Source organism: Lysinibacillus parviboronicapiens (genome assembly GCF_003049605.2).
Lineage (GTDB): Bacteria > Bacillota > Bacilli > Bacillales_A > Planococcaceae > Lysinibacillus > Lysinibacillus parviboronicapiens.
This window is the reverse complement of sequence record NZ_CP073713.1, coordinates 4,463,754-4,481,178: the sequence shown is the minus strand read 5'-3', so window position 1 is coordinate 4,481,178 and position 17,425 is coordinate 4,463,754. Positions and strand designations below refer to the sequence as shown.

Genomic DNA, 17,425 nt, shown 5'->3' with positions numbered 1-17,425 from the left:
AGTAAGGTGATTGCTAATATAAGGGAGGCGTTGTGGTTGACACAGTTTGACATGAAGGTTATTCCGTTTGAAGCAGTCTATAATTTCCGTGATATGGGTGGCTATCAGACGAAGGATGGACGTACTGTCAAAAAAGGCTTAATCTATCGTTCGGCAGCACTTGGAAAAATGACGATGGCGGATAAAGAACGCTTTGAGACACTAGGTGTGAAAACGATTTTTGATTATCGAGACAAACATGAAGCGCAAAATAATCCTAATCCGACATTTCTAAATGCTAGATATATACAAATCCCTGCAAAAGGGAACCATGCTTTTGAAATGCCTACGAATACTGGCGGGCAAAGTTTTTACAAAGTTGTAAGTCCAGAAATGTTCTGTGATTTTTATGCACAAATGCCCTTTAATAATGCTTCTTTTAAAGAATTAATGGCTACCATTCAAAACCCGGAAAATTTAGGGCTTGTTCATCATTGTGCAGTAGGGAAAGATCGAACAGGTATAGGTGGTGCACTGATTTTATTAGCGTTAGATGTCCCTGAGGAGATTATTATGCAAGATTATTTAGATACGAATGAACTTTTACGCCCGATGGTAGACCGAATGGCGCAGGCGATTCAAAAGGATTTTAATGATCGAGAATTACAGCAGTTCTATGCATTAATGTCTGCCAGAGAAGACTATTTACAAGCAGCGTTCGATGCAATGGAAGTTCGTTATGGCTCAAAAACCGCATTTTTAGAGCAAGAGTTTGGTCTAACTCAAGCCAAACGTGAACAATTACAGGCTAATTGTTTAAATGAATAAGAACCCTTTCACATGAGCCCTGTGAGAGGGTTTTTTTATGTTCTGCTTTTGTGAGATGCCGGGTTTTTTAGTGAGTTAGGCCACTGACGAACAGGACGACAGATTTTGTCACCCTTCTCACCGAATAAGTCTTTACAGCAGACAAATCTATGATAAGATACAATAGATTTTTATGTAATGTAGAGAGAGAAGTGGAAGTAATTGGCACATACGATTAGAGTGAAAAAAGCGGCCGAACATTTAAGTTTATTTCATTTAACGTGGCCGATTTTTTTAGAAGTTTTTTTATTTATGTTAATGGGGCTAGCTGATACATTTATGCTTAGTGCTTTATCTGATAATGCTGTTTCAGGGGTTGGTGCGGCTAATCAATATATTCATATTGCAATATTAATACTTGAAGTTGTCGGAAATGGTGCTTCGATTGTTGTTTCGCAGTATCTAGGCTCAAAGCGTTACTTCGAAGCAGCGAAAATTTCAGCATTGGCGGTTACCATGAATTTATGCGTAGGGCTCATTATGAGTGTTGTGTTCTTCTTTGGTGCAAGCCAATTAATGTCTATGATGAATTTAACGGGTGAAGTATTGCTTTATGCCCAAAGCTATTTAGTTATTATCGGTAGCTTTATTTTCCTTCAAGCAATTATCAATGCATTAGCAGCGGTAATTCGTGTACATGGTTGGACAAAGCAAACGATGTATGTTTCCCTTGGCATGAACGTGCTTCATGTTGTATTAAATTATGGCTTTATTTTTGGTAATTTAGGTTTACCAGAGTTAGGCGTAAAAGGGGCAGCTATTTCCTCTGTTATCAGCCGTGGACTGGCAGTAATTGTGTTTTTATGGCTGTTGTATCAAGTAATGGAAGTGCGGGTCAAACTAGAATATTATTTCACCTATTCAAAAGAATATGTCCGGAAAATATTAAATATCGGTTTACCGTCAGCTTTTGAGCAGGTATTATATCAGTTCTGCCAAATTATTTTCCTTTACTATGCCACGTACTTGGGAGCTGAAACGCTTGCGGCAAGACAATATGCTATGAATATTTCTATGTTTACGTACTTATTTGCTATTGCAATCGGTACAGGGACAGCGATTATCATAGGTCGCAATGTCGGTGCTGGTCAGAAGGATGAGGCATATCATCAACTGTGGTCGAGTGTACGTGCAGCATTTACGTTCACGATAATAATGGTGATAGTAGTGACGTTTTTCCGTACACCACTTATGGGCATTTTTACAGATAATCCAGAAGTTATTGCCATTGGGGCATCTGTCTTAGTGTTGAGTATTTTACTTGAAACTGGGCGTACAATGAATATTGTTATTATTAATTCACTACGTGCCTCAGGAGATGCAAGATTTCCTGTGAAAATTGGTTTCCTATCAATGGTCTGTATGAGTCTACCGCTTGGCTATTTGTTCGTATTCGTTTTAGATTGGGGATTAGTAGGAATTTGGCTAGCTATTTCAGCAGATGAATGGTTGCGTGCCATCATCGTATACTTTAGATGGAAAAGTAGGAAATGGGAGCGTTTTGCACTCGTTTCACCAACAGAGCAGAAGGAGGCGAATTAAATGAGCGCATTATCAAAACGAGCTGCAGGAGCGGTATTGATGAACAACAATATTACGCTATTTGCTTGTCCAATTTGTAAAGAGTCTATGCGGGTGCATGAACAAGGGCGACTTGAGTGTTCAATGCATCATTCTTTCGATATTGCCAAGCAAGGCTATATTAATATGCTGACACATAGTGCTGCGTCAAAATACAGTAAGGATCTTTTTGAATCTCGCAAAGCTATTATTGATAGTGGTATGTACGATGTACTGGAAGGGAAAATTATAGAACTAATGGCTGCTGCTAAAACAGTGCTGGATACAGGCTGTGGTGAGGGCTCACATTTAGCGCGCATAATGGCACATAGAGAGGGTATAGGCATTGGAATTGATATTGCAAAGGAAGGTATCCTTGCTGCAGCTCGCCATTATCCAGAGCAAATTTGGTGTGTCGGTGACTTAGCGAAGAGTCCATTTGCAAAAACTAGCTTTGAGGCAATATTAAATATTTTATCGCCAGCTAATTATGAGGAATTTAAGCGGCTACTAGTACCTGGCGGATGTGTGATCAAGGTTGTACCACAAAGTGGCTATTTACAAGAGCTTCGCGCGCAGCTGTATGCCGATTCAGCTAAGGAAATGTATTCCAATGAACAAACCGTAGAACGATTTAGGGAGAGTTTTGCTGAAGTGATGGTTGAACGTGTTACTTATAAGGTTCCACTTGCTTCAGAGCTTGTTCCTGCACTCCTTGAAATGACACCGATGGGTTGGCATAAGACAGAAGGAACAAGTATTACGCTACGTGAAATTACGATTGATGTTGATGTGTTAGTGGGAAAGGTCTAATTAGTGTATAGGTAATTGCAGTATACTAGTCTTTTCGATTACAATAGTGATAACTATTTAACAAGATAGGAATGAGACAGTGTATAAATTCATAGCAAGCGTCGTCAAGATAATATTAAAGTTAATGGGCTCAAAAGCTCGTGTGTATGAGGAGCAGAACCTACCGAAGGATGGTGGGTTTATTATTGCCTGTACACATACAGGGTATGTTGATATTTTAAACTTAGGTGTTTCGATGTATCCCCGAGAAATTCATTTCATGGCAAAAAAGCAGTTATTTGATATAAAAGGCCTTGGCTGGCTCATCGGGCATTTAAATGCCTTCCCAGTTGATCGTGATAATCCAGGACCGAGTGTCATTAAAATTCCTTCGCAGTTATTGAAAGAGGGGAAAATTGTAGGGATTTTCCCCTCTGGGACACGCAATACAGAAGGTGCTGATTTAAAGCAAGGTGCCATTACGATTGCACAGCTATCAAAAACACAAATCGTCCCAGCCGCTTACGTTGGTGCACGCAATGCTGGCGATGTATTTAAGCGTGGTAAGGGTTATCTAATTTATGGTGAACCATTTTATGTAACCGGTAAGGGTAAAGACGGACGTGAGGAATTTATGCACCATTTAGAGCATGAATTACTTACGCTGACAGAAGAGTTACACAAGCGAATTGCAGCAGAGAAAAAGTAAAAAGTAAGCACTCAAAATCATGTGATTTTGAGTGTTTTGTCATAGGGGGACATTGTAATGATTCGAGTTCTTTTCGTTTGTTTGGGTAATATATGTCGTTCGCCGATGGTTGAAGCAGTAATGCGTGATTTAGTAGAAAAACAACATGTAAGTGAGGTCATTGAAGTGGATTCTGCTGCGACAAGTGCGTGGCATATTGGTGAACCACCGCATCGAGGTACGCAAGATAAGCTTCGAGAGTATGGAATTTCGACACGCGGGATGAAAGGACGTCAATTACAAAAGACAGACTTCGAGCAATTTGATTATATTGTAGGGATGGATGATAGTAATATTCAAAATATCCACTCAATGTTAGGCAATCCACATTCACCAAAGATTTTCCGCTTTTTAGATTTAACAAGTCATCGAAAAGACGTACCAGACCCTTACTATACAGGAGATTTTCAAGAAACCTATGATTTAGCGGTAGAGGGATGTCAGGCATTATTAGAAAAAATTATACAAGAAAATAGATTGTGAAAATGCTATTATTTATTGTAATGTAGCATAAAAGAAGTCTCTGAATGATGAAAAAATTAGTAACTGAAGTTTCAAAAAGTAGTACCTTAAACATTGGTATATCTAGCTTTGTAAGCATCATTGTGTTATTATTTGCAGAGTAAAGATACGATAAGTATTTAATTACCATTTACAGATGTGCCGATGCGCATCTATGATTTTTATAAACTTTATTTTCGAAAGAGAGTGGAAACAATGGGTCGTAAGTGGAACAATATTAAAGAAAAGAAAGCGTCTAAAGACCAAAGCACAAGCCGTGTAAATGCAAAATTCGGTCGCGAAATTTATGTAGCAGCAAAGTCGGGCGAACCAGACCCTGAATCAAACCGCGCCCTTAAAGTTGTCCTTGAACGTGCAAAAACATATAGTGTCCCAAAACACATCATTGAAAAGGCTATTGAAAAAGCGAAAGGCGGGGGCGATGAAAACTTCGACGAATTACGCTATGAAGGTTTTGGCCCAGGCGGTACAATGCTAATCGTGGATGCCTTAACAAACAATGTTAATCGTACAGCTTCAGATGTGCGTGCAGCCTTCGGTAAAAATAACGGAAACATGGGTGTAAGTGGTTCTGTAGCTTATATGTTCGATTCAACAGCTGTTATTGGGTTAGAAGGTAAGTCAGCAGACGAAGTACTTGAGATTTTAATGGAAGCAGATATTGATGCACGTGACATTCTTGAGGAAGACGAAACAGTCATTATTTATGCAGAGCCAGATCAATTCTTTGCTGCTCAAGAAGCACTGAAAGAGGCAGGCGTAGAAGAATTCACAGTAGCTGAGCTTTCCATGTTACCACAAACAGAAGTTACATTAACTGGTGATGATGTAGCCAAATTTGAAAAATTAATTGATGCATTAGAAGATTTAGATGATGTACAAAATGTCTACCATAATGCAGATTTAGGCGAATAATCATTTAATAAATATGATAAACCAGTAGCGATAATGCTACTGGTTTTTAATTAGGGAGGAGAATTGTGCAGACTTTTTTAGCTGTTGTGATATTTTTAGGGACATTATTTTTAGTGATTGTGCAGCCACGTAAAATATCAATTGGTTGGTCTGCATGTATTGGAGCAGCAATTGCGCTTATCGTGGGTGTCGTTACATGGCATGATGTTATGGAGGTAACGGGCATTGTATGGAATGCAACATTAGCGTTTATAGGCATTATTATAATCTCACTTATTTTAGATGAAATTGGTTTTTTTGAATGGGCAGCACTTCATATGGCACGACTTGCGAAAGGTAGTGGGGTTCGCTTATTTATTTATATTGCCTGCCTAGGTGCAATCGTATCAGCTTTATTTGCAAATGACGGCGCTGCGCTCATTTTAACGCCGATTGTGTTGGCGATGGTGCGTAAGCTGAATATGACAGAGAAGATGGTTTTTCCATTTATTATAGCAAGTGGTTTTATTGCAGATACAACATCGCTACCCCTAGTAATTAGCAATTTAACAAATATTGTTTCGGCAGATTATTTTGGTATTGGTTTCATGGAATATGCAATACATATGATAGTGCCAAATTTTTTTTCGTTACTAGCTAGTGTAATCGTGCTTTATGTTTATTTTCGCAAATCGATACCAAAGCATTATTCGTTGGAAGCAGTAGAACAACCAGCAGCAGCCATCCGCGATAGAAAGTTATTTCGTTTCTCCTGGTATGTAATAGCAATTTTACTAATCGGCTTCCTATCGAGTGAGTTTTTAAAAATTCCAGTATCCTTTATTTTATGTGGCGTCGCGGCTATCTTTTTATGGCTGGCACAAAGCAGTCAACAGATAGATACGAAACGAGTTGTAAAAGGTGCACCGTGGAGTATTGTGTTTTTCTCTATTGGCATGTATGTAGTTGTGTATGGATTGAAAAATGTGGGAATGACAGGTTTATTAGCTGGATTACTAGAACATGCCGTTCAGCAGGGATTGGTTGTGGCAACTATAACGATGGGCTTTGTAGCAGCAGTACTGTCGGCAGTAATGAATAATTTACCTACAGTTATGATTGATGCATTAGCCATTGCCGAGACAAGTGCAACGGGTTCCATTAAAAAAGGGCTTATATATGCAAATGTTATTGGTACTAATCTAGGGCCAAAAATGACTCCCATTGGATCCCTTGCTACATTAATATGGCTTCATATATTAGCACAACGAGGCATTAGAATAAGTTGGGGGCAGTTTTTAAAGATAGGTATAATTCTAACTGTACCGACACTTTTGGCTACGTTACTAGCATTGATTGTTTGGTTAGTAATTATAGCGTAGCAGAGTATGCTGAATGTAGAATAGTCAATAGTAAGGCATAACAACTTAGAAAATTAAAACCTTAACCTTACTATTTTGGGCAAGTTTTTTTCAAATGTTCATAATGAAGTAAACGGTAGGCATTCATACATTTAAATTATGATAAACATCAAAAAACTATTTTTCTACAGACCATAACCCTGTAGAAAGATAGTTTTTTTCTAATATATAAAAATGCGCATAATAGCATATTTAGCCAATAAAGCAACTAATTTGCCTATTATTTGTGGTTTACCCATTGTGTAAACTTTGAAACCATACCATAATATAGATTAATACATTTTGTGAACGAAGAGAAAAGGGGTGTAAAGCATGAAATTTTTACGTTCAATACAGGGGAAATTAATTATCATTTCATTAGCACTACTAATAGTGCCAAGCTTAATTATAGGGGTAGTTAGTTATGGGAAAGCAAAAGATGGTATGGAGGGTATTGGAGAGCAAGTTATACAAAATAGCGTTGAATCTGCTTTGCAATTAATTGAACTGGCGAATGAAAGTGTAGAAAAAGGCGACATCCCTCTGGAAGTTGCACAAGAAAGAGTACGTGAAGCATTTCTTGGTCCAAAGGACAGTGAAGGAAAACGGCCGATTAATTACCCAGGTGATTTAGGTGAGTACGGTTATATTTATGTTTTAGATGATAAAGGAACATTAACAACCCATCCTACTCGTGAGGGAGACAATCTTTGGGAAGATCAGGATAGCAGTGGTAAGTATTTCATACGCGAAGTCACTGATAGAGCACTTGAAGGCGGCGGTTTTACACAATATGAGTTTGAATTGCCGGGACAAACAACTTTGGCTGATAAAATAATCTACTCCGAAAAAGATCCTCATTGGGGTTGGATTATTGCATCGGGTACATATATGCAAGATTTTAATAAAGAAGCGTATTCATTATTATTAGTGATTGGACTTACATTATTTGGGGCAGTTATTATTGGAAGTATCATTGTTATCTTAGTTTCTAGACATTTAGCTTTACCAATCGGTCGCTTGTCAAAACGTGTTCGTGAAGTAGCAAAGGGAAATCTAACTGTCGAAATCGAAAATTTACAACGTTCTGATGAAATTGGCCAATTAAATGAAGGCTTCAATGAAATGGTTAAGCAATTAAAAACATTAATTACAGATGTTGAAGAATCGATTGTAGAAATACAAGCAACTTCTTCTAATCTTACAGCGGTGGCAGAGGAAACAAATGCATATGGTGATGAAATCGTAAAAGCAATTAATGAGGTATCAAGTGGCGCGGTGCAGCAGGCCTCAGATGCTGAGGATACGAACCGCACAGCTCTTGAGTTTGCACAGCAAATCGTCGTTTTACATGATAAAAACACATCCATGTTAAATTCATCACAACTGATGAAGCAATCCAATGTGGATGGTTTAGCTAACTTAAATCGTTTGAAGGAAAAATCATTGGAATCGTCAGCACTAATAAGTAATGTACAAACTGTATTTGATAGCCTGATTGTAAAGGTAAGAGAAATTGAAGGTATTGTCGGAACAATAAATGAAATTTCTGATCAGACGAACCTTTTGGCGTTAAATGCATCGATTGAAGCGGCTCGTGCCGGTGAACATGGTAAGGGTTTTGCCGTAGTTGCAGAGGAAGTACGTAAACTTGCGGATCAAACATCTGTAGCGACAGAATTGGTGCGTACAACATTACGGGGGATTGAAAGTGAAACAAATCTAGTGACAGGCGAAATGCACAAAACCAATTCCATTGTTCAAGAACAAAATGATTCGGTGGCGATTACAGAATCATCATTCAAGGAAATTGAGTTAGCGGTTGAAAAAATTATTTCGGCCATAGAGGAAATGGCAACTGGCGTAGAATATTTGAATCATTCGAAGGATGAAATCATGCATTCCATTGAAAGCATTGCCCATATCAGTGAGAAAAACGCGGGCACATCAGAGGAAGTAACTGCCTCTGTTGACGAGCAACAGCGAGCAATTCAACTTGTGAGTGAATCCTCCAATGACTTAACTGATGAAATCTCGGCATTACAAGAATCTATTAAGCGCTTTATATTACGATAACTGAATTGGATGTTTGTACAGAAGTAAAACTTTGTACAAGCATCCTTTTTCATCGTAGCGCGTTGATAGAAGTAAGGGGTGATGCATATGAAGAAGAGGATAATAAGGATAGCGATTCTACTATTCTGCATTAGTGGTGGGATTTATATATGGCTGGGAGAGGACATAAAGCATGGTGCACAACCACTAGCAAATGGGACAGCTACATATATGATTGTGCTTGGCGCCAAGGTAAAACCAAATGGAGTTCCCTCACTAGCTTTAAGAAATAGATTAGAGGAATCAATCGACTATTTAACGAAGTATCCACATGTGAAGGTGATTGTTTCAGGTGGACAAGGATCTGATGAAGACAGAACAGAGGCCTCTGTTATGCTCGATTATTTAGTACAAAGGGGTATCCCCGCTGAACGTATTTTGGTAGAAGATCAATCGACATCAACATACGAAAATTTACTATTTTCAAAGGAGTTATTACCAGAGGCGACAAAGCAAATTACGATCGTTTCGAATGATTTTCATTTGCGACGGGCGAAATATCTAGCAAAATCTTTAGGCTTTGAGGTAGATGTTGTTGTCGCAAAAACACCTAAATCTGTTGAAACTAAGCTAAGAATACGAGAAAGAGCAGCGCTATTAAAAACATATATTTTGGGCTACTAAAGGTGAATTTTGTTTCTTAATACGATGTATTTGGCATATAATAGAAATATCACCGTGTATACGATAGAAAGAGGGGACTTCTATGACAACGTTTAAAGATTATGAATATCAACGTCCGAATGTGGAGGCATTAAAAGAGCAACAATTAGCTTTAATTAAGCAATTCAAAGATGCTCAAACTGTAGAGGAACAAAGTAATCTTATAGAGAAATTAAATAAGCTAAGTAAAGACTATGCGACCATGGCAAACTTAGTTTATATTCGCGCGTCCATTGATACGAATGATGAATTTTATCAGGCGGAACGCGATTATTTTGACGAGGTCGGCCCAGAGCTAGAAGAAGTCACTACAGAATATTATAAAGCGTTAGTTGCTTCACCATTCCGCGAACAATTAGAAGAAAAGTGGGGACAACAGCTATTCGATTTAGCTTCCTACCAAATTAAGGGCTTTTCTCCGAATGTCATCGATTTAATGCAAAAAGAAAATAAATTGGTTTCTGAATATAATAAGCTAGTTGCCTCAGCGCAAATTGAATTTAATGGTGAAACATTAACACTTGCACAGCTTGGTCCATACGCTGAATCGACTGATCGTGCCATGCGTAAAGCTGCAACAGATGCACGTTTTGGATTTTTTGCAGAGCATGAAGCGGAATTTGACCGCTTATATGATGAACTAGTAAAGGTACGTCACGAAATCGCTGTGAAGCTTGGCTATAAAAATTATGTTGAACTTGGCTATATACGCATGAACCGTATTGATTATGATGCGAATATGGTAAAGAAATTCCGAGATCAGGTGCGTGATTTAATCGTACCCGTTGCAACTAAACTTTTTGAACGCCAAGCAAAACGTATCGGCATCTCTGATTTTAAATTCTATGATGAAAATTTAAATTTCTTAACAGGTAATGCTACCCCGAAGGGTGATCCAGAGTGGATTGTTGCCAATGGCAAGAAAATGTACGAAGAATTATCAAGCGAAACAGGTGAATTCTTCAACTTTATGATTGATAATGATTTAATGGATTTAGTGGCAAAGAAGGGCAAAGAAAGTGGCGGTTATTGTACATTTATTGAAAATTATCATGCACCGTTTATCTTCTCGAATTTCAATGGAACATCTGGAGATATCGATGTATTAACACATGAGGCTGGACATGCCTTCCAGGTGTATTCAAGCCGTAATATTGGCATTCCTGAATATTTATGGCCTACATTTGAATCTTGTGAAATTCACTCTATGAGTATGGAATTCTTTACGTGGCCATGGATGGAATTATTCTTCAAGGAAGACACAGAGAAATACAAATTCACACATTTAAGCAGTGGTCTTTTATTCCTTCCTTATGGGGTTGCCGTTGATGAGTTCCAGCATGTTATTTACGAAAATCCTGAGATGACACCAGCTGAGCGTAAGGCAGCATGGAAAAGAATTGAGGAAACCTATTTACCGCATCGCGATTATGACGGCAATAGCTATTTAGAAGTAGGAGGTATCTGGCAGCGTCAAGCACATATTTATGCAAGTCCATTCTATTATATTGACTACACATTAGCGCAAATTTGTGCATTCCAATTCTGGAAACGCTCGCGTGAAGAATTTGCTGCGGCTTGGAAAGACTATATTCATTTATGTGGTTTAGGCGGTTCAATGTCCTTTACTAAGCTTGTGAAGGAAGCTGGATTGATCTCACCATTTGAGGATGGCTGTGTGGAATCGGTAATTGGTGATATTGAAGACTATTTAAATTCAGTCGACGATACAAAATTATAGTTTGGGATGGAGAATGTCCTAAATGGATGCAGTGCTCCCAAATAATGATTGAATATATATCTTGAAAGAATTTCGCGATATTCTTGCGGGACAACGTGTGAGACCCGCAGATGCTTTAGCATCTGTAGGGCCTTACGAATCCCCGCGGAAAGAAAGCGGAATTTTTTTTGTGAACACCTAATATGGTCAACTAGTAAAAGGGCTTGTCTTATACATAGTGACAGGAGCGAGGACAGTCATAGCTCATACTGTTTTTGATGATTAAAAAGTAAGGAATCTACGAAATTCCTGCGCATCGTATTTGCGTAGCAAGAATAAGTGTTATCATCTAGATGGAGTGGAAATCTGCTGTATAAAAACATATTATTTGGCGATATGAATTATTTGCTGAAAAAGTTAATACTAGGATACTTGCGAAATGGTTAATATATAAGTAGTATTTTCAGTAACTGTGATAAAAGGAAGTGACTTAGAGTGACGAGGAAAGTCTGGTTTCAGGTTGGAGTAGGAATTTTACTAGCTCTATTAATTGCGAAATATTTTATAGAAATACATTGGATTTTTTCACCGCTCGCTATTATTCTAAAAACTATTTTTATACCGTTGTTATTAGGTGGCGTTTTATTTTATGTGACAGAGCCAATACAGCGATTTTTAGAGAAGCGCAGATGGCCTAGGTGGGCAAGTATACTGACGATTGTCATTGGCCTCATTGCACTTGTTGGTGGTTTTGGCTTGATTATTGGGAGTCCGATTGCGACACAGGTAAATAATCTTGTGAAAAGTGCGCCTATGATTGGAGCAAGCATTCAAGATGCATCGGAATATGTATTACGAAACAAGGAAAATTTCCCCCCGCAATTAACATCCTTTATTAATCATGTGGCAAATTCTGTACAAGATATTGCCGTAGTGGCAAGTAAAGGGCTTGTTACGTTCTTACAATCGATTGTATCCGCTTCGTTATTGGCAATCTTAATTCCATTCTTCTTCATTTTTATGTTGAAGGATCATGAGAAACTTGCGCCTTCGATTTATAAGTATTTTAGTGGTGAACGTCGTGAATGGGTGAAAAAAACGTTAAGTGAAATTGACGATGTTTTACGTAGTTATATTCAAGGGCAACTACAAATTAGTTTTTTATTGGCTTTAATTATGTATGTTGGCTTTTTAATTATTGGTTTAGAGTATTCGTTACTACTCGTGATCTTTGCTTTCTTTATGAATATGATTCCGTTTATTGGACCTTGGATTGCATTGGCACCAGCAGTTGTTGTGGCAGTTATACAAGATCCAATGCTAGTTGTTTGGGTATGTGTAGTTACGCTTGTTGCACAGCAAATCGATAGCAATTTTATTACGCCAAATGTGATGGGGAAATCGCTTGATATACATCCATTAACAGTCATTACAATTATTTTAGCGGCAGGAAATATTGCAGGATTTATCGGGATTATTATTGCCGTACCGTTTTATGCGGTAATGAAGGTAATCGTGTCTAATATCTATGATGAACGAAATGCGATAAAGAAAAAGGCTACTAAGTCTGTATAGGGGTCGAAATAAAATGGAGCAAGAAATCGTTAAAGTTTTTAATGAACAGTACGAAGAAATTGGAACAGCTACGCGAGCAGAAGTACATGAAAAGGGTTTATGGCATGAGACGTTTCACTGCTGGCTTGTAAATAAGGATTATATTTATTTTCAAATTCGTAGCTCTCAAAAGAAAGATTACCCTGGATTGCTTGATATCACTGCGGCAGGACACCTATTAGCGCTTGAGACAGTTGAAGCAGGGATTCGCGAGGTAAAGGAAGAGCTAGGGCTTGATATTAATATTCAAGAAGTTGTGAGGATGGGCATGACGTCTTGTAGCATTGTATCTGAAAAGATGATTGACAATGAATTTTGTCATGTTTACCTGTATCCATTTGAACATGATTGGGAGTCCTTTGAGTTGCAATATGAGGAAGTGTCAGGTGTCGTAAGAGCGAGACTTGATGAGGCAGAATCATTCTTCTTGGGAGAAACCGTAACGCTTAATATCGAGGGCTATGAATACTTTCCTGATGGACAACGAGGTAGAGTTGTACGACCTGTCAGTACAGCGCAATTTGTACCGTACCGAGAGCTCTATGTTGCACAAGTTATTCAATTCGCTAAAAATGAGATGTTTAAATAGCGCTAAAAACCTTTACTAATAGTAGGGCAAGCCCATAACAAGGTTTGTGCTACTATTTTTTAAAACGTAGAAGTGGATGGGATGTTGGGGTTTCTAGTGTTTTAGCGCATATAAATTGCACGAAATAGCAAATACATTTAATGTCCATGGTAATTTAGTTTCTAGTCGTGCAGTAAGGAAACGTTAACACCATGTTTAAAAACAGCTATATGTTGACCATAACTTTTATAGTACGATATAACAGCTAAAATAAGTTATACTGTAAGGTAGATTGATAGAAAAGGAGCATTTTTATATGCTAACATTTGAACAAAAACAAGCAGTTATAGAAACATTTCCGGAACTAAAAAGGAAGGAAATTTCATTAAAGCGTGTAAATTATCATTTTAACGATAGCCTATACGAAAAGACGATTGTTGTAGAAAAACTACATCCAAACGGCAACGGCTTTGTCTTTGTAGGAGATTTACTGCGTTATGAAAACGAAGTAAATGACAAAGGTCTTGTGAATATTCGCGATTACGATGAGCAGCAGCTTCGAGAGATTATTGAAGACGCCATTCAATATTTAGCTGAGGAGCAAGAAGAGGAAAAGCCTACAATTGAACTATGGAGCAATCGTGAAGGTGATAAATTAGAGCTTGCTTTTGAGCAACGTTCTTGGAATATTTATCATGGTGAAAATTTAGAGGAAGCCTTTGGCACATATGATGCAGCGAAGGAATATTTACTGGAAGAGGGCTTTCGTAAAAAGAACTGAGTAAGACGGGGGAACTTTCGATGAATGGGAAAAAATTAGTGGGAATTGTTATTGTTGTTGTTTTAGTTGCATGTTTGTTTTCAGTTATTACAATCACCAATTTTTACAAAAACAATGAAGAACAGCCAAATAGTGAAAATCGTGAAATTAATAAGTCAAAGAGCTTGAATTTAATTTTGCCACAGGCTACAATTATCTCGAATTCAAGATAATTGAGAGGTGGTCTGTTTATGCAGCACGTTTTTCATAAAGGAACCGACGAAAAAAAACCAACGTTATTACTTTTACATGGTACAGGTGGTAACGAGCAAAGCTTAATTGGCCTTGCAAAGGAAATTGATGAGACAGCGAATATCTTAAGTGTCCGTGGAAATGTTCTGGAAAATGGAATGCCACGCTTTTTCCGCCGTCTAGCAGAAGGTGTTTTCGATATAGAGGATTTGATCTTCCGTACACAAGAATTACATGATTTTTTGGCTGAGGCTGCGGAACAGTATGGCTTTGATCGTAAACGAATAGTAGCTATTGGTTATTCAAATGGTGCGAATATCGCAGCGAGCTTGCTATTCCATTATGAGGATACATTAGCTGGTGCAATCTTGCATCATCCTATGGTACCTAGACGAGATATTGATTTGCCGGTATTACCTTTGACTCCCGTGTTTATTGCTGCGGGTACGAATGATCCGATGTGTACAGCGCAGGAATCTGAAGACTTGGAGACGTTGTTGTCTGCTGCCGGAGCCAATGTCATAACGAAATGGTTTAATTACGGCCACCAATTAACAATGCCTGAAGTAGAAGCGGCAAGGGAATGGTATGAAGTTAATTTTACTGAAGCCTAAAAGTGCTATTGATTATAGCTAGAAGTTATTAAAAAACCGAGGACATCTAAGTCCTCGGTTTTTTTATGCTTCACTTAGTCTTATTATTTATTTTTTTTAGCAAATGGTAGCCACCAATTCCAATCTCCAAATAGCTTCATGAGACTTGGCACTAGCATAAGACGAATGATTGTTGCATCTATGGCAACTGCTATTGCAATTCCGACCCCAATTTGTTTCACTGGCATAACATCTGTGAAAGCAAATGCACCGGTAATGACAATCATAATGAGCGCAGCAGAAGTAATAATACGGCTAGTAGATGTCAGCCCATCAATTGTTGCTCGGGTATTATCTGAGCCCTTCAGATACTCCTCTTGAATCCGTGATATTAAAAAGACTTCATAGTCCATACTCAAGCCAAACACAAGACAAAATACGATTACAGGAATAATAAGGACGATAGAAGCGGCCTCTAATCCAAAATGACCGTATTGGAAAATATACACGAGTATCCCGAATGCTGAAGATAACCCAATAATATTCATAATAATCGCTTTGATTGGAATTAAAATAGAACGGAAAGCGAGCATTAAGATAAAGAAAGTTGACACGATAATTATCGATACAGCTAAGAAGATTTTATTGGCTATTTCATCAAAAATTTCCTGGTTAAATTTCGCTTGTCCGCCAAGTGCAAAATCAACGCCTAAATCCTTATCCATCCACGTTCTAGCAAAATCTTGGGCAGCGGCTGATGAACCAGCAACATTTAATGTAATAGGGATAAACAATTGTGTATCCTTTGAAAAAGTATTAAGGATTGCAGTTAATTGTTGTGCTGCTTGCGGAATTTCTAGCGATGCGGATAATTCCTCTGGTGTTTTTATATTGGCAGTAGTATAAATCGTCGATACTTTATCGACAAGCGGATCATCGAGTAGCTTTTCTTGCATCGTGTATATAATGTTTTTCGCCTCGCCATCATCCCAGCCTTCCTTGCGCTCTGCAAGTAAGTATAAAGTGGAAGTGTCGCCAAGACCAAATGTATCATCCAACTTGTCATATGCTGCACGTGCATCGTATTTTGTTGGCAAGGAATCTACCTGTGGGATTGTCAATCGAATATCCTTTAGTGGGATCATACCAATCCCAAGTAAAAGTAAGGCCACAATAACGATAGTTACTGGACGTTTCATCACGAAGCCTGCAAAGCCACGCCAGCGATTCGTCCCCCCTGGCTTCACACGTAGTATACGCCATTTGTTTAAACGATCCCCTAATAACATCATTGTGGCTGGTAATAACGTTAGTCCGGAAATCACTGCAAGTAACACAACGATTGTGCCACCGAGTGCGATATTATGAAAAATTTCTACTTCAATGACAATCATTGCACCAAGCCCAATCATGACACAAACGGCTGAAAATATAATTGAACGGCCTGCAGTTTGAATAGCTGTTTGGATAGCTTGAGCATTGCTGGCATGTCCTCGTTCTTCGCGATAACGATTGATAAATAGTAACGCAAAATCAATGCTTAATGCGAGTCCTAACATTGGAACAATGTTTAATACGAAGATGGATAAATTAACATTACCACTTAGTAAAGTCAGAATGCCAAAAGCTGTGACCACGGTAACGACACCAATGAGTATTGGCAGTATTGCAGCTACAACAGTCCCAAAAGCAAGTAGTAGCACGACAATAGCAATCGGAAGACCAATGGCTTCAGCTGATGCTAAATCTTTTTGACTAGCCGCATTTATATCCTCCGAAATAACTGGGCCACCAGTTATACTGACTCCTTCATCCTCTATTAACGAACGAACTTCTTTTACGACTTCAGGTAGATTCTCAACATCATTGTTAAAATGGACCATCGCATAGGCAATGCCATCCTTTTGCAAAGTAACATCTTCTAATGGTGACTGAATAGAATGAATATCTTCAATCGCATCTAACTTGTGCAATGTATCTTGTATTTTTTTATCTTCTGCGGGATCAAAGACCACTAAAACTGTATCAGTAGGTAAATCAAATGTTTTTGCTAGCTCATTTGTTACATAGGTATGGTCAGCTTCGACAAAAAAACCATCCCCTTGGAGTTTACTTGGAAGCTGTATTGCAAACACTACCATTACAATGAAAAGAATAAGCCATATAGCAACGATGGCCTTCGCATGAGCGGTGATGAATTTTGAGAAAGTTTTCATATTGAATATGTATCCCCCTTTTTAAACTAGTGTAAAGGAAGTGTCACATTTTGTCGCGTGATCAAAAAAAGAAGAATTGAAGCTGTAAGGAAAACAAAAAAATGAAAACACTAGGCCAATTGCATTGGTCTAATGTTGGCCTCAAGTGTGATGTAAAAATCA

At 38.2% G+C, this 17,425-nt stretch carries 16 protein-coding genes; 15 read left to right on the top strand and 1 reads right to left on the bottom strand.

The genetic code is table 11. The features are described 5' to 3' along the window. Window positions 1-51: 51 nt before the first annotated feature. The 15 genes from C9J31_RS21655 (at window position 52) to C9J31_RS21585 (ending at window position 15,068) form a co-directional block, all read left to right on the top strand. On the top strand, window positions 52-807 hold the full coding sequence (locus C9J31_RS21655; protein ID WP_193767038.1) for a tyrosine-protein phosphatase: 756 nt from the start codon (window positions 52-54) through the stop codon (window positions 805-807). Between the two features lie 201 nt (window positions 808-1,008). Next, on the top strand, window positions 1,009-2,388 hold the full coding sequence (locus tag C9J31_RS21650) for an MATE family efflux transporter (RefSeq protein WP_193767033.1): 1,380 nt from the start codon (window positions 1,009-1,011) through the stop codon (window positions 2,386-2,388). After that, on the top strand, window positions 2,389-3,219 hold the full coding sequence (locus C9J31_RS21645; RefSeq protein WP_107948753.1) for a putative RNA methyltransferase: 831 nt from the start codon (window positions 2,389-2,391) through the stop codon (window positions 3,217-3,219). A gap of 79 nt (window positions 3,220-3,298) precedes the next feature. Next, window positions 3,299-3,907 carry a lysophospholipid acyltransferase family protein gene (locus C9J31_RS21640; protein WP_107924085.1) on the top strand — a complete coding sequence of 203 codons (609 nt, stop codon included), beginning with the start codon at window positions 3,299-3,301 and terminating at the stop codon, window positions 3,905-3,907. 57 nt (window positions 3,908-3,964) lie between these two features. Further along, window positions 3,965-4,429, top strand: a complete 465-nt coding sequence (locus tag C9J31_RS21635) for a low molecular weight protein-tyrosine-phosphatase (protein WP_107948755.1) — start codon at window positions 3,965-3,967, stop codon at window positions 4,427-4,429. 234 nt (window positions 4,430-4,663) lie between these two features. Then, a complete protein-coding gene (locus tag C9J31_RS21630) occupies window positions 4,664-5,383 on the top strand; it encodes a YebC/PmpR family DNA-binding transcriptional regulator (protein WP_107948756.1) in 720 nt (239 codons plus the stop codon). A gap of 65 nt (window positions 5,384-5,448) precedes the next feature. After that, the gene (locus C9J31_RS21625) at window positions 5,449-6,744 is read left to right on the top strand and encodes an arsenic transporter (RefSeq protein WP_107924087.1); all 1,296 of its coding nucleotides are present in this window, start codon (window positions 5,449-5,451) and stop codon (window positions 6,742-6,744) included. Window positions 6,745-7,095: 351 nt separating this feature from the next. Continuing rightward, window positions 7,096-8,838, top strand: coding sequence for a methyl-accepting chemotaxis protein (locus C9J31_RS21620; protein WP_107948758.1), 1,743 nt, complete (start codon window positions 7,096-7,098; stop codon window positions 8,836-8,838). An 87-nt stretch (window positions 8,839-8,925) separates the two neighbouring features. Further along, window positions 8,926-9,501, top strand: coding sequence for a YdcF family protein (locus C9J31_RS21615; RefSeq protein WP_107948760.1), 576 nt, complete (start codon window positions 8,926-8,928; stop codon window positions 9,499-9,501). Window positions 9,502-9,583: 82 nt separating this feature from the next. Next, window positions 9,584-11,281 carry a M3 family oligoendopeptidase gene (locus tag C9J31_RS21610; protein ID WP_107948761.1) on the top strand — a complete coding sequence of 566 codons (1,698 nt, stop codon included), beginning with the start codon at window positions 9,584-9,586 and terminating at the stop codon, window positions 11,279-11,281. A gap of 474 nt (window positions 11,282-11,755) precedes the next feature. Next, window positions 11,756-12,835, top strand: a complete 1,080-nt coding sequence (locus C9J31_RS21605; RefSeq protein ID WP_107948763.1) for an AI-2E family transporter — start codon at window positions 11,756-11,758, stop codon at window positions 12,833-12,835. A 13-nt stretch (window positions 12,836-12,848) separates the two neighbouring features. Next, window positions 12,849-13,463, top strand: a complete 615-nt coding sequence (locus tag C9J31_RS21600) for an NUDIX hydrolase (protein WP_054768334.1) — start codon at window positions 12,849-12,851, stop codon at window positions 13,461-13,463. Window positions 13,464-13,758: 295 nt separating this feature from the next. Beyond that, a complete protein-coding gene (locus tag C9J31_RS21595; RefSeq protein WP_054768335.1) occupies window positions 13,759-14,223 on the top strand; it encodes a hypothetical protein in 465 nt (154 codons plus the stop codon). Window positions 14,224-14,243: 20 nt separating this feature from the next. Beyond that, window positions 14,244-14,435 carry a hypothetical protein gene (locus tag C9J31_RS21590; RefSeq protein ID WP_107948765.1) on the top strand — a complete coding sequence of 64 codons (192 nt, stop codon included), beginning with the start codon at window positions 14,244-14,246 and terminating at the stop codon, window positions 14,433-14,435. An 18-nt stretch (window positions 14,436-14,453) separates the two neighbouring features. After that, window positions 14,454-15,068, top strand: coding sequence for an alpha/beta hydrolase (locus tag C9J31_RS21585; RefSeq protein ID WP_107948767.1), 615 nt, complete (start codon window positions 14,454-14,456; stop codon window positions 15,066-15,068). Between the two features lie 83 nt (window positions 15,069-15,151). On the opposite strand, the gene C9J31_RS21580 is transcribed toward C9J31_RS21585, so the two are convergent. Next, window positions 15,152-17,263 carry an MMPL family transporter gene (locus C9J31_RS21580; protein ID WP_107948769.1) on the bottom strand — a complete coding sequence of 704 codons (2,112 nt, stop codon included), beginning with the start codon at window positions 17,261-17,263 and terminating at the stop codon, window positions 15,152-15,154. Window positions 17,264-17,425 lie beyond the last annotated feature (162 nt).

Bases quoted from the DNA above. Each gene is read 5' to 3' on its own strand.
- C9J31_RS21585 (WP_107948767.1), top strand. From the start codon at position 14,454: ATGCAGCACGTTTTTCATAAAGGAACCGACGAAAAAAAACCAACGTTA.
- C9J31_RS21600 (WP_054768334.1), top strand. From the start codon at position 12,849: ATGGAGCAAGAAATCGTTAAAGTTTTTAATGAACAGTACGAAGAAATT.
- C9J31_RS21635 (WP_107948755.1), top strand. From the start codon at position 3,965: ATGATTCGAGTTCTTTTCGTTTGTTTGGGTAATATATGTCGTTCGCCG.
- C9J31_RS21615 (WP_107948760.1), top strand. From the start codon at position 8,926: ATGAAGAAGAGGATAATAAGGATAGCGATTCTACTATTCTGCATTAGT.
- C9J31_RS21620 (WP_107948758.1), top strand. From the start codon at position 7,096: ATGAAATTTTTACGTTCAATACAGGGGAAATTAATTATCATTTCATTA.
- C9J31_RS21580 (WP_107948769.1), bottom strand. From the start codon at position 17,263: ATGAAAACTTTCTCAAAATTCATCACCGCTCATGCGAAGGCCATCGTT.
- C9J31_RS21590 (WP_107948765.1), top strand. From the start codon at position 14,244: ATGAATGGGAAAAAATTAGTGGGAATTGTTATTGTTGTTGTTTTAGTT.
- C9J31_RS21655 (WP_193767038.1), top strand. From the start codon at position 52: ATGAAGGTTATTCCGTTTGAAGCAGTCTATAATTTCCGTGATATGGGT.
- C9J31_RS21645 (WP_107948753.1), top strand. From the start codon at position 2,389: ATGAGCGCATTATCAAAACGAGCTGCAGGAGCGGTATTGATGAACAAC.
- C9J31_RS21595 (WP_054768335.1), top strand. From the start codon at position 13,759: ATGCTAACATTTGAACAAAAACAAGCAGTTATAGAAACATTTCCGGAA.
- C9J31_RS21630 (WP_107948756.1), top strand. From the start codon at position 4,664: ATGGGTCGTAAGTGGAACAATATTAAAGAAAAGAAAGCGTCTAAAGAC.
- C9J31_RS21610 (WP_107948761.1), top strand. From the start codon at position 9,584: ATGACAACGTTTAAAGATTATGAATATCAACGTCCGAATGTGGAGGCA.